The 21,950-nt window shown below is 68.1% G+C and carries 18 protein-coding genes and 1 pseudogene; 5 read left to right on the top strand and 14 right to left on the bottom strand.

Annotation, left to right across the window (positions count from 1 at the left end; genetic code table 11):
* From CEX87_RS06075 to CEX87_RS06060, 4 genes and pseudogenes are all read right to left on the bottom strand, one after another.
* Positions 1–1,806, bottom strand: a complete 1,806-nt coding sequence (locus CEX87_RS06075; RefSeq protein ID WP_094286373.1) for a glycoside hydrolase family 15 protein — start codon at positions 1,804–1,806, stop codon at positions 1–3.
* Between the two features lie 2 nt (positions 1,807–1,808).
* The gene (locus tag CEX87_RS06070) at positions 1,809–2,867 is read right to left on the bottom strand and encodes a glucose 1-dehydrogenase (RefSeq protein WP_094286371.1); all 1,059 of its coding nucleotides are present in this window, start codon (positions 2,865–2,867) and stop codon (positions 1,809–1,811) included.
* 6 nt (positions 2,868–2,873) lie between these two features.
* The gene (locus CEX87_RS06065) at positions 2,874–3,281 is read right to left on the bottom strand and encodes a four-helix bundle copper-binding protein (RefSeq protein ID WP_094286445.1); all 408 of its coding nucleotides are present in this window, start codon (positions 3,279–3,281) and stop codon (positions 2,874–2,876) included.
* A gap of 75 nt (positions 3,282–3,356) precedes the next feature.
* Positions 3,357–3,854: pseudogene (locus tag CEX87_RS06060) on the bottom strand (DUF421 domain-containing protein); the annotation flags it as partial.
* Positions 3,855–4,010: 156 nt separating this feature from the next.
* Here CEX87_RS06060 and CEX87_RS06055 point away from each other — a divergent pair.
* The 5 genes from CEX87_RS06055 to CEX87_RS06035 all read left to right on the top strand — a co-directional run bounded on the left by CEX87_RS06055 (position 4,011) and on the right by CEX87_RS06035 (position 8,962).
* Positions 4,011–4,511, top strand: a complete 501-nt coding sequence (locus CEX87_RS06055; protein ID WP_094286369.1) for a hypothetical protein — start codon at positions 4,011–4,013, stop codon at positions 4,509–4,511.
* Positions 4,508–6,850 carry a molybdopterin oxidoreductase family protein gene (locus CEX87_RS06050; RefSeq protein WP_094286367.1) on the top strand — a complete coding sequence of 781 codons (2,343 nt, stop codon included), beginning with the start codon at positions 4,508–4,510 and terminating at the stop codon, positions 6,848–6,850. The genes CEX87_RS06055 and CEX87_RS06050 overlap by 4 nt, the downstream gene beginning before the upstream one ends.
* Complete coding sequence (locus tag CEX87_RS06045) at positions 6,847–7,326, top strand: hypothetical protein (protein WP_064396834.1); 480 nt, start codon at positions 6,847–6,849, stop codon at positions 7,324–7,326. The genes CEX87_RS06050 and CEX87_RS06045 overlap by 4 nt, the downstream gene beginning before the upstream one ends.
* Positions 7,327–7,442: 116 nt before the next feature.
* Positions 7,443–8,294 (top strand): NAD-dependent protein deacetylase, encoded by an 852-nt coding sequence (locus CEX87_RS06040; RefSeq protein WP_094286365.1) that lies wholly within the window; start codon positions 7,443–7,445, stop codon positions 8,292–8,294.
* Positions 8,291–8,962, top strand: coding sequence for a hypothetical protein (locus tag CEX87_RS06035; protein WP_094286363.1), 672 nt, complete (start codon positions 8,291–8,293; stop codon positions 8,960–8,962). The genes CEX87_RS06040 and CEX87_RS06035 overlap by 4 nt, the downstream gene beginning before the upstream one ends.
* A 9-nt stretch (positions 8,963–8,971) precedes the next feature.
* On the opposite strand, the gene proB is transcribed toward CEX87_RS06035, so the two are convergent.
* The 10 genes from proB to CEX87_RS05985 form a co-directional block, all read right to left on the bottom strand.
* Positions 8,972–10,108, bottom strand: coding sequence for a glutamate 5-kinase (gene proB / locus CEX87_RS06030; RefSeq protein ID WP_064396838.1), 1,137 nt, complete (start codon positions 10,106–10,108; stop codon positions 8,972–8,974).
* Positions 10,105–11,550: a GTPase ObgE gene (gene obgE, locus CEX87_RS06025; RefSeq protein WP_064396840.1), complete on the bottom strand. Its 1,446-nt coding sequence runs from the start codon at positions 11,548–11,550 to the stop codon at positions 10,105–10,107. The genes proB and obgE overlap by 4 nt, the downstream gene beginning before the upstream one ends.
* A gap of 82 nt (positions 11,551–11,632) precedes the next feature.
* On the bottom strand, positions 11,633–11,899 hold the full coding sequence (gene rpmA / locus CEX87_RS06020) for a 50S ribosomal protein L27 (protein ID WP_064396842.1): 267 nt from the start codon (positions 11,897–11,899) through the stop codon (positions 11,633–11,635).
* Between the two features lie 78 nt (positions 11,900–11,977).
* Positions 11,978–12,301 carry a 50S ribosomal protein L21 gene (gene rplU / locus CEX87_RS06015; RefSeq protein ID WP_064396844.1) on the bottom strand — a complete coding sequence of 108 codons (324 nt, stop codon included), beginning with the start codon at positions 12,299–12,301 and terminating at the stop codon, positions 11,978–11,980.
* A gap of 180 nt (positions 12,302–12,481) precedes the next feature.
* On the bottom strand, positions 12,482–15,340 hold the full coding sequence (rne, locus tag CEX87_RS06010) for a ribonuclease E (protein WP_094286362.1): 2,859 nt from the start codon (positions 15,338–15,340) through the stop codon (positions 12,482–12,484).
* Positions 15,341–15,645: 305 nt separating this feature from the next.
* Positions 15,646–16,053, bottom strand: a complete 408-nt coding sequence (gene ndk / locus CEX87_RS06005) for a nucleoside-diphosphate kinase (protein ID WP_064419716.1) — start codon at positions 16,051–16,053, stop codon at positions 15,646–15,648.
* A 39-nt stretch (positions 16,054–16,092) separates the two neighbouring features.
* On the bottom strand, positions 16,093–16,485 hold the full coding sequence (locus CEX87_RS06000) for a DUF4233 domain-containing protein (protein ID WP_064396849.1): 393 nt from the start codon (positions 16,483–16,485) through the stop codon (positions 16,093–16,095).
* Positions 16,482–17,957, bottom strand: coding sequence for a bifunctional tetrahydrofolate synthase/dihydrofolate synthase (folC, locus tag CEX87_RS05995; RefSeq protein ID WP_094286360.1), 1,476 nt, complete (start codon positions 17,955–17,957; stop codon positions 16,482–16,484). The genes CEX87_RS06000 and folC overlap by 4 nt, the downstream gene beginning before the upstream one ends.
* The gene (locus CEX87_RS05990) at positions 17,954–20,605 is read right to left on the bottom strand and encodes a valine--tRNA ligase (protein ID WP_064427561.1); all 2,652 of its coding nucleotides are present in this window, start codon (positions 20,603–20,605) and stop codon (positions 17,954–17,956) included. Before CEX87_RS05990 ends, folC begins: the two co-directional genes overlap by 4 nt.
* Positions 20,606–20,690: 85 nt before the next feature.
* A complete protein-coding gene (locus CEX87_RS05985; protein ID WP_064396853.1) occupies positions 20,691–21,950 on the bottom strand; it encodes a saccharopine dehydrogenase family protein in 1,260 nt (419 codons plus the stop codon).

Here is a 21,950-nt window from a genome sequence, read left to right as displayed (position 1 = left end):
TCAGGCGGACGCGAGGTCCTGCTCGAAGCCGCGCGCCGATGTCTCGGTCCTGGCGCCGGTCAGTTCACGGGCGGTGTTGATCAGCCCGACCATGCTGAACGCCTGCGGCGTGTTCCCCACGTGCCTGCGGATCGTGGTGTCGAATTCCTCACTGAGCAAACCGACATCGTTGCGCAGGCCAAGCAGGCGTTCGAACAGTGCGGTCGCCTCGGCGGTGCGGCCTAGCCCGTGCAAGGCGTCGGCGAGCCAGAAGGAGCACGCGAGGAACGCGCCCTCGTGGCCGGGCAACCCGTCGACACCGTGCTCGGTGCGGTACCGCAGCAGGAGTCCATCGGTTGTCAAGCGCGCCTGCACCGCGTCGACGGTGCCTCGTACGCGGGGATCGTTCCAGGGTAGGAAGCCGACCCGCGGGATCAGCAGCAGCGCGGCATCGACCGCATCGGACCCGTAATACTGGGTGAAGGTGTTGCGGTCGGTGTCGTAGCCGTTGGCGCACACCTCGGCGTGAATCTCGTCGCGCAGGGCACGCCACCGATCCACCGGTCCGGGTAGCCCGTGGTGGTCGACCGTCTTCACTGCGCGGTCGACACCCGCCCATGCCATCACCTTCGAGTGCACGAAATGGCGCCTGGGACCGCGAACTTCCCACAGGCTGTTGTCGGGGTCGCGCCAATGACCCTCGAGATAGTCGAGCAAGGCGCGCTGCACATCCCAGGCCGTGTCGTCGGTCGTCATGCCGGCGTCGCGGGCCAGATGCAGTCCGTCGAGTACCTCGCCCCACACGTCGAGTTGGAACTGGCCGGCCGCGGCGTTGCCGATTCGCACAGGGGCGGACCCCTCATAACCCGACAACCACGGCAGCTCCTGCTCGTAGAGCCTCCGCCTGCCGTCGAGCCCGTACATGATCTGCAGTTTCGACGGATCGCCTGCCACAGCTCGCACGAGCCATTCCCGCCAGGCCCTGGCCTCGGCGACGAACCCGGTGCCTAGGAGCGCTTGCAACGTGAAGGCCGCGTCGCGGAGCCAGCAGAAGCGGTAATCCCAGTTGCGTGAGCCGCCGAGTTGTTCGGGCAGCGACGTCGTGGCCGCCGCCACGATGCCGCCCGTCGGCGCATACGTCAGAGCTTTGAGTATCACCAGCGCCCGGCGGACCTCGCTGTCCCACCTGCCTCGGTAGCGGCACCGCGAGATCCATTCGGTCCAGAACCTTTCGGCCTCCGCGATGGCGGTGTCCGGGTCGACGGGCGCGGGTCGGGGCAGGTGTGACGGCGCGTAGGTGAGCACGAACGGGATCCGCTCACCGGCGGCGACGTCGAACTCGGCGACCGTGGAGAGATCCTCGCCGCGTATCGGCGCCGGCGTGCGCAGCCAGATTGCGTCGGGTCCGGCGACGGCAGCGAGGTCGGCACCCTCGCGGCGCACCCACGGCACGATGTGGCCGTAATCGAAGCGCAGCCGCAACACCATGCGCATGGGCACGCGACCGGACACTCCCTCGACGACGCGCACCACATCGGGTTCGGTGCCGCGCGGGGGCATGCAGTCCACCATGCGGACAGTCCCCTCCGGCGTGTCCCATTCGCTTTCCAGGATCAGCGTGTCTCCGCGGTATCTGCGCCGGGTGGCCGGTCCGCCGGATGCCGGTGCGATCCGCCAACTGCCGGCTTCTTCGTCGTGCAGCAGTGCGGCCAGACATGCCGGCGAGTCGAACCGCGGTAGGCACAGCCAGTCGATGGCTCCGTCGCGGCCCACGAGCGCGGCCGTCTGAAGGTCTCCGAGCAAGGCGTAGTCCTCGATCGCCGCCATTTTCACGCCGACCCGTCGAGCGTGATGACGACCTTGACGTCGTCGTCTCGGGTGTCGAAAGCGTCTTCGGCACGGTGCAGGGGTACCCGGCGGCTGATCATTTGCTCCAGCCACCCGCGGTCCGCGGTCGCCAGCGCTTCGGCGGCCTGCCGGTAATGCCGCAGGTTTGCGTTTACAGAGCCGACGACGACGTCGTTCTCCAGGACCAGTTCACGGTTGAGACCGCCGGCGTCAACGTCGAGTCTGCGTCCGGACGGGGACACCCCTGTCAGGCAGACGATGCCGTAATGCGCTGTGCTGCACATGACGTCGAACACCACGCGGCTGGCGCCGGTGGCCTCGATGACGATGTCTGGCTGAAGCCGGTCGGCGACATCGCCGGCGGGATCGTGGTGATAAGTGGCGCCAAGAGACTCGGCCAGCGCGGGTTTGGGCCCGTCGGTGACGAGGTCGAGCACATGAACGTCAAGGCCCTGCTGCACTCCCAGCAGCGCAGCGAGCAGGCCGATGGGCCCGGCCCCCGTGACCAACACGCGTTCAGGTTCGAACCACGACCGCCGCCCGATCGAGTGCACCTGTTCCCATGCTTTGGCGACCACCGTGGTGGGCTCCATCAAGACGCCGACGTCGGCGAGTTCGCGGTTCAGCGTCACTGCGTAATCGGTTTCCACGCACCATACTTCGCTGCCGTAACCGTCGATTCCCTTGATGCCGCGTTCGGTGTATCGACCGTTGCGGCACATATCGAATTCGCCGTGGGCGCAGGCAGGGCACGGCACCGGGTCGGGGCGTCGCACCACGCCGACCACCAGATCCCCGATGCCGAAGCCGGTGCCGTCGGGCGCTTGCAGCACCCGACCCAGTGACTCGTGCCCCAGGATCAGGCGGTCACGGCTTGGCGGCGCCTCGCCGTACTGCCCGGCGGCGATCTCTTTGTCGGTCCCGCACACGCCGACCGCAATGCCCTCGACCAGCAGTTCGCCGGCCGCCGGCTGCGGATCGGCCACAGTCTCGACGCGCAGCGACCCCGCCTGCCCGGGTTTGGTGGTCAGCGCGCGCATCGAGCGTCAACCGAGCGCGGTCAGAAGCTCGTCGCACATGCGTTCGCACTGGCGGCATACGTCGGCGCAGATGCGGCAGTGGTCGTGGTGTTCGGCATGGCGGCCGCACTCGTCGGCGCATGCGCGGCAGCCGGTCACGCAGGACCGCAGCACCTCGGCGGTGAGGTTTGCGTCGTAGCCGGTATGCCGGGACAGCACCCGGGCGGTCGCCGCACAGATATCCGCGCAGTCGGAGTTGGTTCGGATGCACTTGGTCAGTTGGGCGATCGACTCTTCGCGGAGGCAGGCGTCCGCACACGCGGTACACGCCTGCGCACAGTCGAGACAGGCCTCGATGCACGCCACCAGCTCTCCGCGGTCGACTCCGCCTAGATCCTGCGGGTGGGTCTCGAGCATTCTGCCCGCAACACTCATGGCATCCTCCTCGGTCGTCGGTGTTCGACGGTCGCGTACCCGTGGTCGTCTCGTGGAAACGGTTGGCACGGCGTCGACATCGACCATCGCCGATCCGTCACCGCGCTGATCGGTCGAGATGACGCTGAGTGAACCGTCGGTTTCCAGCACCACGGCCGCGACGCCCGCAAGATCGCCGAACCCTGAGGAGCGCATCGCCTGGCGCACCTCGTCGGCGCTCACCCGTTGACGGCGCAGCGCGTCGTCCCGGAACCGCCCGTGAGACACCAGCAGCGTCGGGGTGGACTTCAGCGCCATCCGGGCGGCTCGCGCGCGGGAGGAGATCAACGCCGCAACGAATTGCAAGGCCACCAGAAGCGCCAGCGCCGCGGCACCTTCGACATACGACACCTCGGAGCTGAGCAGAATGGTGGCCAGGGTGGACCCGACCGCGACCGTGACCACGAGGTCGAAGGCGTTGAGTTTGGCGAGCGTGCGCTTGCCCGAAAGACGTAGCAGCACAACCAACGTCGCATAAGCGGCCGCGCCGATCACCAGCACCCTCACGACATCCGACCAACCGTCGGACCACATGTTCGTCAGTCCTTCCAAATTCAGAGGCATCGGCCATCCCCGTTCCGCAACGGCGGCCGCTGCGGACGCTCCACGCCTACCCGTGCGGCCCCGGCGCAAACCGGGTATCGGCTCGACGTTTGGCGCCGCGGGCAGCGGGTAGGCCCCGCTTCGGTGATGGAAATCAAACGGTTCAAGCCCGCTCCCTTCACGACGGCCCTGCTCGTGATGTTCCTGCTGTCCGGCTGCGGCAGCTTCACCACTGGCGAGTCGACCAACCGTGGGTCCGGTTCGCAGACGTCGGAGACCACAGTCGAGAACGCTTTCGTCGTACCCCGCTATCTGCCCGGATCGTGCGAGATCCAGGTCGGCGACACCGCACAGTTGCGGTTCACGATCACCAACAATCGACCGGCGGGCACCGAACGGCTGGAGGCGATCGCGACAACGGCCGCCGAGACCGCCCGCATCGAACCGAGCCCTCCGATCGAGATCCCCGCAGGCACTGCGCTTGCCACCGGTCAACCAGTCGAACCGGGCCGGCCGCTCACCGTCACCCTTGACGGCATCACCAAAACCGTTCGGCCCGCCTACAACGTCGACGTGACCTTCCGCTTCCAACAGTTCGGCGAGCTGAGCATGCCCGTTCCCGTCGAAGCCTGCCCGAGACAGCAATGAGCAACGGCAAGCGGGATCGCATCGCCGAACCGTGGGGTGCGCGAACCCCCTACGCCAAGGGGGAACAGTGGCCAGAACGCGTCGACATGTTCCTCGCCGACGGGTTGGAACCAGAATCGGTGGACCGCTGGGTGCAGTCGGCCTCGATTCTGCACTCCAACGGTGACGGGCTCGACATCGCGGTCAAGGACGGCCGGATCGTCGGTGTCCGCGGCCGCGAAATCGACCGCGTCAACCACGGTCGTCTCGACCCCAAGGACTTCTACGGGTGGCAGGCCAACGCATCCGGCGATCGACTGACCACACCGATGATCCGCGTCGACGGTGAACTCACCGAGTGTGATTGGGACACCGCGATGGATCAGGTCGTGCGCCACAGCAAGCGACTGCTCGACCGGTATGGACCGTCGGCGTTCGGTTTCTACACGTCGGGTCAGCTGTTCCTCGAGGAGTACTACACCCTCGGTGTCATCGCCCACGGCGCGATCGGCACCAACCACGTCGACGGCAATACCCGGCTGTGCACCGCGACCGCCGCCGAGGCGCTGAAAGAATCGTTCGGCTGCGACGGCCAGCCCGGCTCCTACACCGACATCGACCACGCCGACGTCATCGCGCTATACGGCCACAACGTCGCCGAGACCCAAACCGTGCTGTGGATGCGGATTTTGGACCGCCTCGCCGGACCGGACCCGCCGGCCGTCGTGTGCGTCGATCCGCGCAGGACGCCCGTCGCCGCGCACGCGACCGTGCACCTCGCCCCACTGCCCGGCACCAATGTCGCGTTGATGAACGGCCTGCTGCACGAGATCGTCCTCAACGACTGGATCGACACCGACTACGTCCGCGCGCACGCTGTCGGATTCGAGGAGTTGCGCAAACGCGTCGCCGAATTTCCGCCCGAGCGCGCCGCCGAGATCTGCGGCGTGTCCGCCGACGACATCCGGTCGGCGGCACGGCTTGTGGGCACCGCGGAACGGCTGCTGTCGACGGTGCTGCAGGGCTTCTACCAGTCTCATCAGGCGTCGGCCGCGGCGGTGCAGGTCAACAACATCCACATCCTGCGCGGCATGCTCGGCAAGCCGGGATGCGGGTTGTTGCAGATGAACGGGCAACCCACTGCCGAGAACACGCGCGAATGCGGCGCCGACGGTGATCTGGCCGGTTTCCGAAACTGGTCGAACGACAGCCACATCGGCGAGTTGGCCGACCTGTGGAACCTGGACATGATGCAGATTCCGCACTATGCGCCGCCGACCCATGTGATGCAGGTGATGCGATACGCCGAACAGGGCACATTGCGCCTGCTGTGGGTCAGCGCAACCAACCCAGCGGTGTCGCTACCCGAACTGCGCCGCATCCGCAGCATCTTGAGCCAGCAACGGCTGTTCCTCGTCGTTCAGGACATCTTCCCCACGGAGACAACCGATCTCGCCGATGTGGTGCTGCCCGCGGCCACATGGGCGGAGAAGACCGGGACGTTCACCAACACCGACCGGACGGTGCACCTGTCGGAGAAAGCGGTGGACCCACCCGGCCAGGCGCGGCCCGATCTCGACATCTTCCTCGATTACGCCCGCCGCATGAATTTCCGCGACCGCGACGGCAATCCGTTGCCGTCGTGGACCGATCCGGAGTCGGCCTTCACCGCGTGGCAGCGGTGCAGCGCAGGGCGACCGTGCGATTACACCGGTTTGAGTTACGACAAGCTGCGCGGCAGCGCTGGGATTCAATGGCCCTGCAACGACGATCATCCCGACGGCACCGAACGCCTCTACTCCGACGGGCGGTTCTGGGCCGACCCCGACTACTGCGAGGCCTACGGCAAGGACCTGATCACCGGCGCGCCGCTGGAGCCGACCGAGTACCGCGCGATGAACCCGCACGGCAAGGCGATCATCAAGGCGGCCGAGTACCTGCCGCCGCACGAAGCTCCGGGCGACGACTTTCCGTTCGCGCTGATCACCGGCAGGACCGTGTACCAGTTCCACACCAGAACCAAGACCGGCCGCGTACCCGAGCTTGCCGCGGCGGCTCCGGAGGTGTGGGTCGAGGTGTCCGAAGCCGACGCCCACCGGCTCGGCATCCGCGAAAATGACCTCGCAGAGATCGAGACACCGCGCGGTCGCGTGCGAGCCAAGGCGCGCATCACCGACATCCGCACCGGTGTGCTGTTCCTGCCGTTCCACTACGGCTACTGGGACACCGAGGACGCCGAGTGCGATCGGGCCGCCAACGAGCTGACACTGACCGACTGGGACCCGGTCTCCAAACAGCCGATCTTCAAGACCGCGGCGGCCCGGCTGGCCGTCGCGCCGACCGGAGCGGAGTCACCATGAAACTGGGCTTGGCCCTGCGCGAACTGCACCGCTCCGAACTGCGGCTGGCACGCTCACTCGACGCGATCGCCGCGCGCCACCACGCCGACCACGGCATTCATCACGTCGCGAACGACCTCACCGTGTGGTCGCGTGAGCATGTCGAACTGATCGCGCAGATCGGACCTCACTACGGCGTCCGCTTGCGCGCGCGTCCGCGAACCAAAGCGGTCACCGAGACGGCCCAGCAGTGGGTCAGCGACCGCCTGGGCCGCCGGCCCGAACCCGCCCTGCTGTTGTTGGCGGATCTGAGGCGGCTGCACCGGTTGGCGGCCGGAGTTTCGCTCGATTGGGAACTGCTGGCTCAGGGCGCACAAGCCGCCAAGGATGAGCGGCTGCTGGAGCTCACCCAGCGGTGCCATCCGCAAGCGCTGCGACAGATGCGGTGGGCGAACGCGATGCTCAAGGAGTTGTCGCCGCAGGCATTGGCCAATTGACGAGCCAACTGCCCGCCCGAGCGCTAAACCGGTTGATCGCACGCACCGGCTGCGAGAGATCAACCCGCTAAGCACCGATGAGGCTGAATTTCCACGATGCGCCTACCCTCGACCAGGTGGACGCACCCGAACTTGTCGGCCTGCTGCGCGACCGACGGATCGCGGTGCTCACCGGTGCGGGGATGTCCACCGACTCCGGAATCCCCGACTACCGCGGCCCGGACTCGCCGCCGAGCAATCCCATGACGATCCGCCAGTTCATCTCCGACCCCGCGTTCCGGCAGCGGTACTGGGCGCGCAACCACCTCGGCTGGCGTCATATGGACGCCACGCTGCCCAACGCCGGCCATCGGGCCCTCGCCACGCTCGAGGGCGCGGGTGTGGTGTCCGCGCTGATCACCCAGAACGTCGACCTGCTGCACAGCAAGGCGGGCAGCGACAACGTCGTCAACCTCCACGGCACCTACGCGCAGGTGATCTGCCTCGACTGTGCGCACACGATGAGCCGCGCCGCCCTGGCCGATCTGCTGGAGGCGGCGAATCCGGGCTTCGCCCAGCGGGTCGCCGAGTCGGTGGGCGGCATCGCGGTCGCCCCGGACGCCGATGCCGTCGTCGGCGACACCACGTCGTTCCGCGTCGTCGACTGCCCGCAGTGCGGCGGGATGCTCAAACCCGACATCGTCTATTTCGGCGAGAACGTCCCTAAAGAACGTGTGGCTCAAGCCTATTTGATGGTCGATGCGGCCGATGCGCTACTCGTGGCGGGGTCGTCGCTGACGGTGTACTCGGGTTACCGGTTCGTGCGCCACGCCGCGGCGGCGGGTATGCCGATCGCGATCGTCAACCGCGGACCCACCCGCGGCGATGCGCTGGCGACGGTCAAGATCGACAACGGGTGCTCCCCCATGCTGGCCTTGTTGGCCGACGAGCTGCCCGCCCTCGCGACGTCGACGGGAATGACGGCGTGACCCAGACCTCCGAGGACGCCTCGTGGCTCCGCGAGCTGATCGACCGGCACCGCCCTGAGCCCGGGCCGGTCACCGGCCGGTGGGCACTGGGCATCGGCGACGTGATCGCCGAGCACTCGCTCACACCCGACAAACTCCGGTGGCTGGTCCGCAAGCTCAACCACTTCGGCGGCGTGGCCATCAGCGAGGACGCGGTCGAGTTCGACGGGGACGCCGTCGAATGGGCGGAGGTCGAAGAGGTCCGCACCCGCAGCCTGATCGAGTACCTGTTCACCGGCGGAGTGGACAAGCAGATCGACAAGCTGCCGCTGCCGTGGTTCCCGTTCCGGCACAAGGTGCTCGGCGCGGTCTCCCGCGCTGCGCTGACGCTTCTGCTGGCCGCGGCCAAGCAGCAACTCGAAGGCGGCGCACTGGAGATTCGGATCCCTGCGGAGGTGCGCTACGACGGCCTGCTGCGCACTCGCGAGCTCACACCGGGAATGTTGGCGGCGGTGATCCTCGCCGATCCGGTGGTCCGCGAATGTTTCGAGGCGACCGCGAAGGCCAACGGCGTGACGGTGCAACCGGCCGACGACGACGTGATGGAAAGCGCCGACGAACGCGCCGACCAGATCAAGGCGGTGTTCGAGGGGATCTCGGCACGCATCCGATCGCTGGGCGATCACTAGCGCAACGGCTTAGACCGCCACCAGGTCGTCGGCGTGTACGGCGGGCCGGCGCAGCTCCGGTGACAGATCCGACGTCGACCGGCCCAACATCGTCGCCAACTCACCGCGGTCGTAGGCGACGACGCCGCGCGCGACCATCGTCCCGTCCTGCGCCCGCAACTCGACGACGTCGCCGCCGTAGAAGCGCCCCGACACCGCGGTGATACCGGCGGGCAGCAGCGAGCGCCGCTGCGTGAGCACCGCGCGCACCGCACCGTCGTCGAGTGTCAGCGCGCCCGCGGCCTCGGCGGCGTAGCGCACCCAGAACCGGCGCGCTGACATCCGCTCGGGCCGCGGCGCGAACACCGTGCCGACGGACGCGTCGGCCAACGCGGTCGCCGCATCCGAGGCCGCGGCCAGCAACACCGGCACCCCGGCGTCGGCGGCCAGTAACGCCGATGACAGCTTCGACGCCATCCCTCCGGTGCCCAGTTGGCTACCTCGGCCGGCCACCACGCCGTCGAGGTCCTCCGGCTGCGCCACCTCGGCGATGAAGCGCGCCCCGCCTGTCTCGCACGCCCTCCGGGGATCCGAATCGTAGAGCCCGTCGATGTCGGACAGCAGGATCAGCGCGTCGGCGCCGACCAGGTGCGCGACCAGCGCCGAGAGCCGGTCGTTGTCGCCGAACCTGATCTCGTTGGTGGCCACGGTGTCGTTCTCGTTGACGATCGCCACCGCGTGCAGCGCCCGCAACCGGTCGAGCGTGCGCTGGGCGTTGGTGTGCTGGACTCGCATCGAGATGTCGTGCGCGGTCAGCAGGACCTGTCCGACGGTGCGCTCATAACGCGCGAACGCCGCGCTCCATGCGTTGACCAGGGCCACCTGGCCGACGCTGGCGGCGGCCTGTTTGGTGGCCAGGTCGGCGGGCCGCCTCGACAGCCGCAGCGGTTCGATGCCCGCCGCGATGGCCCCCGACGACACGATGACCACATCTGAGCCCGCCCGCATCCGGTTCTCGATGGCCTCGACCAGCACCGCAAGCCTGCCGGCGTCGAACACTCCGGTCGGCGTGGTCAGCGCGGTGGTGCCGATCTTGACGACGACGCTGCGCGCGGTGCGCACCGCCGCCCGGTGCGCCGACTCATCGGGGCGCGCGGAGGCGGTCATGACTCGCCGCCGGGGCGGCGCCGTTCCCGCCGCGCGGCCTTACGCTCGGCGGCCCCGACGCGATCGGTCTGCTCGAGCCGCTGATCCGTGCCGCGACCCGACATCGGTACGTCGACGCCGGCGGGTGTCTGCGGCTCCCAATCGAAGGTGACCTCACCGATGGTCACCGCGCATCCGGGCCGCGCGCCCAGCTTCAACAGCTCATCCTCAACACCCAGGCGGGCCAGCCGGTCACCGAGGTAGCCGACGGCCTCGTCGTTGTCGAAATCGGTTTGGGCGACCCACCGTTCGGGCCGGACACCATGCACGACGAAACCGCCGTGCCCGTCCGGCTCGACGGTGAAACCGCTCTCGTCCACGGGGACGGGACGAATGACGGGTCGGCGCGGCACCACCGGCGGTTGCGCTTCGCGGTACGCCGACACCATCTCCCACAACGCGAAGGTCAACTGCCGCAACCCTTCCCGGGTCACGGTGGACACCTCGAACACCGGCCAGCCGTAGCGGCGCACGATCTCCTCGCGCACGAATTCGGCCAGCTCGCGGGCGTCGGGCACGTCGATCTTGTTCAGCACCACCGCACGCGGACGCTCGGCGAGGTCGCCCAGCGTCGAATCGCCCTGCAGTGTCGGCGTGTACGCGGCGAGCTCGGCTTCCAGCGCGTCGATATCGGAGACCGGGTCGCGTCCGGGTTCCATCGTCGCGCAGTCGACCACGTGCACCAGCACCGCGCAACGTTCGATGTGCCGCAGAAAGTCCAGTCCCAGCCCGCGCCCCTGTGAGGCGCCGGGGATGAGGCCGGGAACGTCGGCGACGGTGAAGGTGTTGCCGCCCGCGGACACCACGCCGAGGTTGGGCGCCAGCGTCGTGAACGGATAGTCGGCGATCTTCGGTTTGGCCGCCGAGATCACCGACACCAGCGAGGACTTGCCTGCGGACGGGAAGCCGACGAGCCCGACGTCGGCGACGGTCTTGAGCTCCAGCGTCAGGTCGCGGACCTGACCCTTCTCCCCCAGCAGCGCGAAGCCGGGAGCCTTACGTGCGCGCGATGCCAGCGCGGCATTGCCCAGGCCGCCGCGGCCACCGGCGGCCGCTTCGAAGCGGGTGCCGGCCCCCACGAGGTCGGCGAGCAGCCGGCCGTCCTCGTCGAGCACGACCGTGCCGTCGGGAACCTTGACCTCGAGGTCGGCGCCCGCGGCCCCATCCCGGTTGCCGCCCGCGCCCTGCTTGCCGGACGGTGCGACGACGTGCGGATGGAAGTGGAAGTCGAGAAGGGTGTGCACTTGCGGGTCGACGACCAGGATCACGCTGCCCCCGCGACCGCCGTTGCCGCCGTCGGGACCGCCGAGCGGTTTGAACTTCTCGCGGTGGACCGAGGCGCAGCCGTTGCCGCCGTTGCCGGCTCGCGCGTGGATCACGACGCGGTCGACGAAGCGAGGCATCGGTCTTCCTTTCCGTGACGAGTGTGAGCTACTGCCAGCTTCAGCCGGGAAGTCGCAGCAGCATCACATTCGCGGCAGGAAGTCAGGCCTCCTGCGGCGCCGGTCGAACGACGCTGACGATCTTGCGGCCGCGCTTGGAACCGAATTCGACGGCGCCGGGAGCGGTGGCGAACAGAGTGTCGTCACCTCCGCGGCCGACGTTGGTGCCGGGATGGAAATGCGTACCCCGCTGCCGTACCAGGATTTCGCCGGCCTTGACGATCTGGCCGCCGAACCGCTTGACGCCGAGCCGCTGTGCGGCGGAGTCGCGACCGTTCCGCGAGCTGGAAGCGCCCTTTTTGTGTGCCATGTCTGTGGTTCCCCTCAGTGCTCTCTGTTCTTCGCCTGACGGCTCATCACTGCTTTCGGTCCTTCGCCTGACGGCTCATCACTTGATGCCGGTGACCTTGAGGACGGTCAGCTGCTGACGGTGTCCCTGCCGCTTGTGGTAGCCGGTCTTGTTCTTGAACTTGTGGATGCGGATCTTCGGGCCCTTGGTGTGCTCGAGGATCTCGCCGGTGACGGCGACCTTCTCCAGCGACTTCGCGTCGGAGGTCACCTTCGACCCGTCGACGACGAGGGCCACGGGCAACGAGACGCTGGCGCCGGGCTCGGACTCGAGCTTCTCGACCTTCACCACGTCGCCGACGGCAACCTTGTACTGCTTGCCGCCGGTCTTGACGATTGCGTACGTGACCTTCTCGGCTGCCATCGTCTTACTACTCCTACGTCGTTCACTGGGCGCGCGCGATTTGCCGCTGCGCTGGTCTGGGTTTGCGACTGCCGCCGACTACATGGTCCAGCCTGGCGACAACTGCTCAAGGCTACTTGAGCCGCCGTATGAGGGTCAAATCACCGCAGGTCACGGCTTGTCGGCCCCCGGGCCAGCAGGTCAGCGCTCGTGGCTTGGCGGGCCCGCAGGTCGGGCGGCCGCGCGACGCCGGTGCCGCCCTCGCGAGACAGCCGCAGATGCGACCCCCCTGGTGTCGTAGTCCGTGGAGTCCTCGTCCTCGTCCGAATCCTCGTCGTCGTCCTCATCAGAGTCGTCGTCGGAGTCGTCGGCGCCGATGACCTCGATGTCGTCGTCGATGTCGTCTTCGTCGTCATCGGAATCCAGGTCGATCTCGTCCTCGTCCTCGTCCTCGTCCTCGTCTTCGTCGGAATCATCGGAGTCGGTCTCGTCGAAGTCCTCGTCCTCGAGGTCCTCGATATCGTCCTCGCCCGACTCGATCACCGCGGTGCGGATGGCTTCGGAATCGGTCTCGGCGACCTCCTCGGGCTTCTGGTCGCGGCGCTCATCGTCGGTGGTGTCTTCGTCGACGGCATCGTCGTCTGCGTCATGGCGACCGTTGGCCGCCGCCATCGCCTTGAACATCGGGTGCTCGCCCGCGGGATGCGGCGGGACCTTGGCCACGGCGACGTCGTCGGACTTGGCACCGCGCTTTCCGCGCTTACCACGCCGACCGCCGGTGTCGGACTTTCGTCCGCTGCTCGACGTCGAGTCGACCGGGTCGCCGTGCAGCACGATCCCGCGCCCGCTGCAGTGTGTGCATGGCGTCGAGAACGCCTCCACCAGACCGGTGCCGAGCCGCTTGCGCGTCAACTGGACCAGGCCCAGCGAGGTCACCTCGGAGACCTGATGGCGAGTCCGGTCCCGGGCCAGCGCCTCGGTCAGCCGCCGCAGCACCAGGTCGCGGTTGTTCTCCAGCACCATGTCGATGAAGTCGATCACCACGATGCCGCCGATGTCGCGCAGCCTCAGCTGGCGCACGATCTCCTCGGCCGCTTCGAGGTTGTTGCGGGTGACGGTCTGCTCGAGGTTGCCGCCCGACCCGGTGAACTTGCCGGTGTTGACGTCGATGACGGTCATGGCCTCGGTGCGGTCGATGACGAGCGTGCCGCCCGAGGGCAGCCATACCTTGCGGTCCATCGCCTTGGTCAGTTGCTCGTCGATGCGGTGCACCGCGAACACGTCGGGGCCGTCGGCGGAAGCGGGCTCGTATTTCGTCAGTCGCGGAAGAAGTTCGGGCGCAACCGAATTCACATAGTCGTTGATGGTCTTCCAGGCGTCGTCGCCGGAGACCGTCAAGCCCGTGAAGTCTTCGTTGAACAGGTCGCGGATCACCTTGACCAGCACATCGGGCTCTTCGTAGAGCGCGACGGCCGCACCGGCCTTCTTGGCGGTGATGTCGGCGGCCTTGGCCTCGATCTCGGACCAGCGCTTGGCGAGGCGTTCGACGTCGTTGCGGATGTCCTCTTCTTTGACGCCCTCGGATGCGGTCCGGATGATCACACCGGCGTCGGGCGGCACCACCTCACGCAGGATCTCCTTGAGACGCTGGCGTTCTGTGTCGGGCAGTTTGCGGCTGATGCCGGTCGACGAGGCTCCGGGCACGTAGACCAGGTACCGACCCGCCAACGACACCTGCGTCGTCAACCGGGCGCCCTTGTGGCCGACGGGGTCCTTGCTGACCTGGACGACGACGTAGTCGCCCGGCTTGAGCGCCTGTTCGATCTTGCGGGCCGCGCCGCCGAGTCCGGCGGCTTCCCAGTTGACCTCGCCGGCGTAGAGGACACCGTTGCGCCCGCGGCCGATATCGACGAAGGCCGCCTCCATCGAGGGCAGCACGTTCTGCACGATGCCGAGGTAGATGTTGCCGACCAGGGAGGCCGACGCCGCCGAGGTCACGAAGTGCTCGACGACGACGCCGTCCTCGAGCACGGCGATCTGCGTGTAGCGGGCGCCCTCGTGCGGAGGTTCGGTGCGGACCTTGTCGCGCACGACCATCATCCGTTCGACTGCCTCGCGCCTGGCCAGGAACTCGGCCTCGCTCAGGATGGGCGGGCGGCGCCTGCCTGCGTCTCGGCCGTCGCGCCTGCGTTGCCGTTTGGCCTCCAGCCGGGTAGATCCGCTGATTCCCTGGATCTCGCCGTCGCCGCTGCCGGACTTGTCGTTTCTGGTCGACTTCCGCGGTTCGCGCTCGTGCACGACGGTGTTGGGCGGATCGTCGGGCGAGGTCGCATCGCTGTCGTCCCCCGATCCCGTTTTGCGACGACGACGGCGGCGACGACGGCGGGTGGCGCCATCGGTGCCGGTGTTCTCGTCGTCGCCGTTGTCCTCGTCGGAGTCGTCCGAGTCGTCGCCGTCGGAGTCCGAACCCTGGGAACCGCCCTGATCGGCGTCCCCGTCGCCGTCGGCGTCGTCACCGTTCTGCTCACCGCGACCGCGGCCCCGTCCGCGCCGACCGCGGCGGCGACGGCGACCCGAGGGTCGCTCGGACTGGTCGTCGTCGCTGTCCTGGCCGTCGTCACCGTCGTCGTCGGTGTCGTCGTCATCGTCGTCGGCGTCGTATTCGAAGCGGACGGGCTGCGGCGCGACGAACAGCGGCATGTATTCGGCGCGCTGCGGCGCCTGTTCCGCCGGGGTCTCCAGAATCGTCCGGGACTCCGGCTCGTCTCCGTTTCTCGGTTCGGAGGAATCCGGAGGTTCGGCGACATCCGCCGGTTCGGACGTCTGCGGCGCTTCGGCACCGTCGGCGAGCGCTTCGCGCACGCGTTGGGCCTCGTCCTCCCCGAGAGGGGATTCGGCGGTGCGAGGGCGGCCGTCCAGCGCGGTCAGCGCCTCGAGAACCCGCTCGCTGGTGGTGCCCAGCACCTGAGCCAGCGAATCGACTCTCAACGACTCCGGCTGAGCGTCCTGTGCTTCTCGCGTGTGTTCAGATAGGTCTTCGGTGGGGGCATCTTCGGCCACGTAGTCTCCTTAAGCCCCCGGGCGCGTCGTGTTTGACGCGGCCACGCGAGGACTTCCGCTATGGACCCGGGTGACTTCGCCCGAGCTTGTTGTGGTCTCGCTCCGAGCGGCCCACTGGGGACCATCCCGGTGCCGGTCTGAATGATGGCTGGACGGTCGGCGCCGCATCACGCGTGGCGATGGTCGCGCACGTCTAAGTCTTCATTCGGGTGTCCGGTCCCCGTTGGCGGCCGGTCACCCGCGTCGAGTATCCCACATCACGACGCCCCGCCCGACCAGGCTGGGCGAGACAGGTCGCGAAACCCTTACTTGCCGGGGAACCAGAGATCGATCTCGCGCGCGGCGGACTCCGGGGAATCCGAGCCGTGAACGAGGTTGTCCTGGGTGATCAGGGCCAGGTCACCGCGGATGGTGCCCGGTGCGGCCTTCTCCACGGGGTCGGTTCCGCCGGCGATCTGCCGGAACGCCGCGATGGCACGTGGACCCTCCACGACCGCCGCCACGACCGGGCCCGATGTGATGAACGCGAGCAGCGAATCGAAGAACGGCTTGCCCTCGTGCTCGGCGTAATGCCTGCGGGCCAACTCGTCGCTGACGGTCACCAGCTTCAGCTCGGCGATCGCCAGCCCTTTGCGTTCGATCCGGGAAAGGATGTCACCGACAAGACGCCGCTTGACGCCGTCGGGCTTGACCAACACGAGGGTCCGTTCAATCGGCTCAGTCACGGCCGACAGAATAGCCGCCGAAACCGACTACTCCGGCGGACGCTGCTGACCAGGCAGAAGTCCCCTCTTCTGGCGGCGAAGGACCTCGGCGCGCAGATAGGCGATCAGCAGCCACACCACCAGGAAGATCACCCCGACGAACGCGATCGCCCCGTCGAGGACCACACCCGCGATCAACACGACCTGAAGGCCCACGTTCACCCAGATCGCCCACGGTTTGCCCTGCACGCCGGCCAGCAGCACCAGGATCACCGCCATCCCGATGAGGAAGCCGCCGGTGGCCGCCGTGAGGCCGCCGCCGATATTGGCCACCACCGGCAGCGCCAGCAGCACGACGATGGCTTCCAGGATCAGCGTGCCCGCCATCACCCCGCGGAAGCTCTTCCAGGGATCCGGCTGCTGCGGCGCCGGTTCGGTCATTGCGGGTCCTTTCCGAACAGCGTGCGTGCCGCTCCGGCGGTGACGACCGAGCCGGTGATCACGATCCCCGCGCCCCCCAGCAGTTCACCCTCGATCGCCGACTCCTCGACGATCGCGGTGGCGATCTCGATCGCGTCGGGCAGCGTCGCCGCGGTGACCACCCGCTCGGGACCGAACTTCTGCTCGGCCACCAGCGCCAATGCCTCCACGTCGAGCGCGCGCGGTGATCCGTTGTGCGTGACGACGACCTGGTCGAACACCGGTTCCAGGGCGGTCAGGATGCCGTCGACGTCCTTGTCGCCCATCACCGACACGACGCCGACCAGAAAGCGGAAGTCGAACTCCTCCTGCAGTGCCTGCGCCAACGCCGTGGCTCCGGCCGGATTGTGCGCGGCATCGATGAAAACCGTTGGCGCGCTGCGCATCCTCTCCAGCCGGCCGGGGCTTGTCACCGCGGCGAAGCCCGCCCGCACCGCGTCGATGTCCAGCTGGCGCTGTGCCCCGGCGCCGAAGAACGCCTCGACGGCCGCAAGCGCGAGCGCGGCGTTGTGCGCCTGGTGTTCTCCGTGCAGCGGCAGGAAGATTTCGGAGTACAGGCCGCCGAGCCCCTGCAGTTCGAGCAGCTGCCCGCCGACGGCGACCTGCCTGCCGAGCACCGCGAACTCCGAGTCCTCGCGCGCGACCGCCGCGTCCGCGCGCACCGTCTGGGCCAGCAGCGCTTCCATCGCCTCGGGCGCCTGCCTGCCGATGATCGCGACGGTATCGGTGGGAACGAGGTCGTCTTCCTGTTTGCCGATGATCCCGGCCTTCTCGGCGGCGATCTCGGCGAGGGTGTCGCCCAGGTACTCGGCGTGGTCGACACCGATCGGAGTGATCACCGTGACGGGCGCGTTCACGACGTTGGTGGCGTCCCAGCGACCGCCGAGGCCGACCTCGACGACGGCGACATCGATCGGCGCATCGGCGAAGGCGGCGAACGCCATCGCGGTCACGACCTCGAACTTGCTCATGGCCGGGCCAGCCTTTCCGAGAACGCCGGCCTCGGACTGCTGATCGACCAGGTGCACGAACGGCTCGATCTCGCGATAAGTGTCGACGTAGGCCGCGGGGCTGATCGGCTTGCCGTCGATCGAGATGCGCTCGACCGCCGATTGCAGGTGCGGGCTGGTGGTGCGTCCGGTGCGGCGGTGCAGTGCGGTCAGCAGCGCATCGACCATCCGCGCGACGGACGTCTTGCCGTTGGTACCCGCGATGTGGATCGACGGGTACCCGCGCTGCGGTGAACCGAGCAGTTCGAGCAGCGCCGAGATGCGCGTCGTGCTGGGTTCGAGTTTCGTTTCGGGCCAACGCTGGTCGAGCAGGTGCTCGACTTGCAGGAGCGCCGCGATCTCGTCCGGTGAAGGCTCGGGATCCGGCGGCCCCAACGGCTCCACGTCCGGCTCTGGCAGGTCGTCCGGCTCCGGGTCGGTCATCGCAGCGCGGCCAACCTCGCAGTGATGCGCTCGACTTCCTCCTGCGCGATCTGCTGGCGTCCGCGGATCTTGTCGACGACCTCTGCGGGCGCCTTCGCCAGAAACGCCTCGTTTCCAAGTTTTCCTGTCGTACTGGCCAGTTCCTTCTGCGCCGCGGCGAGATCCTTTTCCAGCCGGCGCCGCTCGGCGGCCACGTCCACGGTGCCCGACGTGTCGACCTCGACGGTCACGGTGCCGCGCGACAGCCGCACCTCGATGGCCGCGGTCGGGGCGAAGCCATCACCGTCGGTGGTCAGCCAGGCCAACGAGCGCACGGCGGGCACCTGCGCCTGCAGGTCCGCGCCGGCGATGTCCGACAACCGCGCAGGCACCTTCTGCCGGTCGTTGAGTCCCTGATCGCTGCGGAAGCGGCGCACCTCGGTGATCAGCTTCTGCATATCCGCGACCCGTTGCGCGGCAACCGGATCGGGTTCGAAACCCGATGGCGTCGGCCAGTCGGCGATCACCACCGACTCGCCGCCGGTCAGGGTCTTCCACAGCACCTCGGTGACGAACGGCATCACCGGATGCAACAGCTTCAGCAGCGTGTCGAGCACCGCGGCCAGCACGGCCGTCGTGTGCGTGATGCCCTCGGCGAGCTGCACCTTGGCCAGCTCGACGTACCAGTCGCAGAATTCGTCCCAGGCGAAGTGGTAGAGCGATTCGCACGCGCGGCTGAACTCGTAGGCGTCGAAGGCCGAATCCACCTCCGCGCGAACCTGTTCCATGCGGCCCAGGATCCACCGGTCGGCGTCGGTCAGCTCGGCGGTCTCTGGGAGCGGAGCGGGTGCGGCGCCGTTCATCAAGGCGAACCGGGTGGCGTTGAACAGCTTGGTGGCGAAGTTGCGTGACGCTCGGGCGTGATCCTCGCCGATGGACAGGTCACCGCCCGGGCTCGCCCCGCGGGCCAGCGTGAATCGCAGCGCGTCGGCCCCGAAGATCTCCACCCAGTCCAGCGGATCGATCCCGTTACCGCGTGACTTGCTCATCTTGCGGCCGTGCTCGTCGCGGATCAGCCCGTGCAGGAAGACGTTCTGGAACGGCACCTGGGGTCCGCGCTGACCGTCGAGGGTGATTGCCGGATCGTCGGCGACGAAGGTGCCGAACATCATCATCCGCGCCACCCAGAAGAACAGGATGTCGTACCCGGTGACCAGCACGGTCGTCGGATAGAACTTGGCGAGGTCAGCGGTGTGGTCCGGCCAGCCCATGGTGGAGAACGGCCATAGCGCCGAACTGAACCAGGTGTCGAGCACGTCGGGGTCCTGCTCCCAGCCCTCGGGCGGCGTCTCGTCGGGCCCGACACAGACGGTCTGGCCGCCGGGGCCGTGCCAGATCGGGATGCGGTGGCCCCACCACAGCTGGCGCGAGATGCACCAGTCGTGCATGTTGTCCACCCACGCGAACCACCTGGGCTCGAGGCTGGGCGGGTGAATCACGGTGTCGCCGTTGCGAACTGCGTCGCCGGCGGCCTTGGCCAGCGCGTCGACCTTGACCCACCACTGCAGCGACAGCCTCGGCTCGATCGGCTCGCCGCTGCGTTCGGAGTGGCCGACGCTGTGCACGTATGGCCGCTTCTCCGCGACGATGCGGCCTTGCGAGGCCAGCGCCTCGCGCACCTTGACCCGAGCCTCGAAGCGGTCCTGGCCGTCGAATTCCGTTCCAGTGCCGACGATTCGGCCCTTGGTGTCCATGATGGACGGCATCGGGAGCTGGTGGCGCAGACCGATCTCGAAGTCGTTGGGGTCATGGGCGGGCGTCACCTTGACGGCGCCCGTGCCGAATTCGGGGTCGACGTGCTCGTCGGCGACGATCACGATGTCGCGGTCGATGAACGGGTGCGGCAGCGTCTTGCCGACCAGGTCGCGGTAGCGCTCGTCGTCGGGGTGCACCGCGATCGCCGTGTCGCCCAGCATCGTCTCGACTCGGGTGGTGGCGACGACGATGTGCGGTTCGTCGTCGTGGAGCGAGCCGTACCGGAACGACACCAGCTCACCCTCGATGTCTTCGTATTTGACCTCGAGGTCGGAGATGGCGGTCTCGAGCACCGGCGACCAGTTGACCAGTCGCTCGGCCTGGTAGATCAGGCCCGCGTCGAAGAGTCGCTTGAAGATCGTGCGCACCGCGCGCGACAGGCCCTCGTCCATCGTGAACCGGTCGCGGCTCCAGTCGACGCCGTCGCCGAGGCGGCGCATCTGCGCGCCGATCGTGCCACCGGATTCCCGCTTCCAGTCCCAGACCTTGTCCACGAACAGGTCGCGGCCGAAATCCTCTTTGGTCTTGCCGTCGACCGCGAGTTGCTTCTCGACGACCGACTGGGTGGCGATGCCGGCGTGATCCATGCCCGGTAGCCACAACACCTCGTAGCCCTGCATCCGCTTGCGGCGCGTCAGCCCATCCATCAGGGTGTGGTCCAGCGCGTGGCCCATGTGCAGGTTGCCGGTGACATTCGGCGGGGGCAGCACGATCGAATAAGCCGGCTTGCTGCTGGTCGCGTCGGCGGTGAAGTAGCCGGCCTTGACCCAGCCCTCGTAGAGGTCGCTCTCCACTGCGGCCGGGTCCCAGGACTTGGGCAGGGCTTCGGCAGAGGATCGGGGGCTGGCGGTCACCCCGCAATTCTAGGAATGCAGTGCGCGCTGTCGCTAACTGCCCCGAACGGAGCGGCTTTTCGCTCCTGATGCGATGTGACGTGCGCTACCTGTGTAGGCGCGTCGTCTCCAGCGTCACCCCCGCGGCGGGCAGGCGGGTGAGCAACGCGTCGCCCATCGCCGCGGCGGGGGTGAGCACGCCGCGAAGGTCAGACAGCTTGTCCCGGTCCAGCGCCAGCGCGAGCCCACACTCCCCTAGCAGCACCGCCGTCGCCTTGTAGCCCGGATCGCCCTTCTGCGACATGACGGCCCGATACCGGGTGCCCGTGGTGGTCGTCGCGTACGTTTCGACGGTGTAGTGGCCGCTCTCGCGGACCTTCTCGCTGGGACCGGTGCCGGGTTTGGGCAGCACCCGGTCGACCAGCTTGCTGGGCACGCGGTCGAAGTAACGGCTGCCCAGCGCCATCGTCGCGACGTTGCCGGCAGCGGCCAGCGCCGATGCGACCGGCGCGAGCACCGACTTGCCCATACTCATCTGTTCGCCGTACTCCAGGCGCCGACCATAGGCGTAGTCGAGTAATGCGTTGCTGCGCCGCACGATACGGGTGTTCACCGCGGCCATCACGAAAGGCGCAACCCAGTACCCGTCGAGCTCCGGTGCGATCTCCGCGCCCCGCCGCCACCGCAGATCGGGTTGACCGCCCAGTTCGGGTTCGGCGGCGCGGTCGGGGGTGAGCGTGTACGGGTCGTTCATCACCCGTCGCGCCTCTTCGTCCGACGACGCCGCCCGCATGACCTCGATCATCGACGCGGCCGTGCCGCCGGAGACCCCGCCCTTGAAGGAGCGCACCACAAGGTTGGTGTCGGTGAGTTCGCCCGCGCCGTCCTGCTGCGCGCGCCGGTACAACGCGAACACCGTGAGATCCGATGGGACGGAATCGAATCCGCACGAGTGCACGATCCGGGCGCCGGTGTCGGCGGCCTGCTTGTGGTACTGGTCGATGCTCTCGCGGATGAACAACGACTCACCGGTCAGGTCCGCATAGTCGGTGCCGGCGGCCGCGCACGCCGCGACCAACGGCAGACCGTACTTCGCGTAGGGCCCCACCGTGGTCACCACCACGCGCGTCTGTGCGGCCATCGCGTTCAGTGTCGACGGCTGCGACGCGTCCGCGGTGATCAGCGCCCAGGAGGCGGCCTTGCCACCCAGGGAGTCTCGGACCGCGATCAGCTTGTCGTGCGACCGACCTGCAAGCGCGATCCGGGCGTCCGGCGCCGTCCTGGCCAGGTATTCGGCGGTGAGTTTCCCGACGAACCCGGTTGCTCCGTACAAGACGATGTCGAATTCCCGCTCCGGTGCGCTCAT

Origin of the sequence: Mycobacterium lehmannii, from assembly GCF_002245535.1 — a bacterium.
Lineage (GTDB): Bacteria > Actinomycetota > Actinomycetes > Mycobacteriales > Mycobacteriaceae > Mycobacterium > Mycobacterium lehmannii.
This window is presented reverse-complemented; position numbering and strand designations above follow the sequence as displayed.

What these genes read in the sequence shown, in the direction of transcription:
- CEX87_RS06075 (WP_094286373.1), bottom strand. Translation starts at nt 1,806, where the DNA reads ATGGCGGCGATCGAGGACTACGCCTTGCTCGGAGACCTTCAGACGGCC.
- CEX87_RS06070 (WP_094286371.1), bottom strand. Translation starts at nt 2,867, where the DNA reads ATGCGCGCGCTGACCACCAAACCCGGGCAGGCGGGGTCGCTGCGCGTC.
- CEX87_RS06065 (WP_094286445.1), bottom strand. Translation starts at nt 3,281, where the DNA reads ATGAGTGTTGCGGGCAGAATGCTCGAGACCCACCCGCAGGATCTAGGC.
- CEX87_RS06055 (WP_094286369.1), top strand. Translation starts at nt 4,011, where the DNA reads ATGGAAATCAAACGGTTCAAGCCCGCTCCCTTCACGACGGCCCTGCTC.
- CEX87_RS06050 (WP_094286367.1), top strand. Translation starts at nt 4,508, where the DNA reads ATGAGCAACGGCAAGCGGGATCGCATCGCCGAACCGTGGGGTGCGCGA.
- CEX87_RS06045 (WP_064396834.1), top strand. Translation starts at nt 6,847, where the DNA reads ATGAAACTGGGCTTGGCCCTGCGCGAACTGCACCGCTCCGAACTGCGG.
- proB (WP_064396838.1), bottom strand. Translation starts at nt 10,108, where the DNA reads ATGACCGCCTCCGCGCGCCCCGATGAGTCGGCGCACCGGGCGGCGGTG.
- obgE (WP_064396840.1), bottom strand. Translation starts at nt 11,550, where the DNA reads ATGCCTCGCTTCGTCGACCGCGTCGTGATCCACGCGCGAGCCGGCAAC.
- rpmA (WP_064396842.1), bottom strand. Translation starts at nt 11,899, where the DNA reads ATGGCACACAAAAAGGGCGCTTCCAGCTCGCGGAACGGTCGCGACTCC.
- rplU (WP_064396844.1), bottom strand. Translation starts at nt 12,301, where the DNA reads ATGGCAGCCGAGAAGGTCACGTACGCAATCGTCAAGACCGGCGGCAAG.
- CEX87_RS06000 (WP_064396849.1), bottom strand. Translation starts at nt 16,485, where the DNA reads ATGACCGAACCGGCGCCGCAGCAGCCGGATCCCTGGAAGAGCTTCCGC.
- folC (WP_094286360.1), bottom strand. Translation starts at nt 17,957, where the DNA reads ATGACCGACCCGGAGCCGGACGACCTGCCAGAGCCGGACGTGGAGCCG.
- CEX87_RS05985 (WP_064396853.1), bottom strand. Translation starts at nt 21,950, where the DNA reads ATGAGCGCACCGGAGCGGGAATTCGACATCGTCTTGTACGGAGCAACC.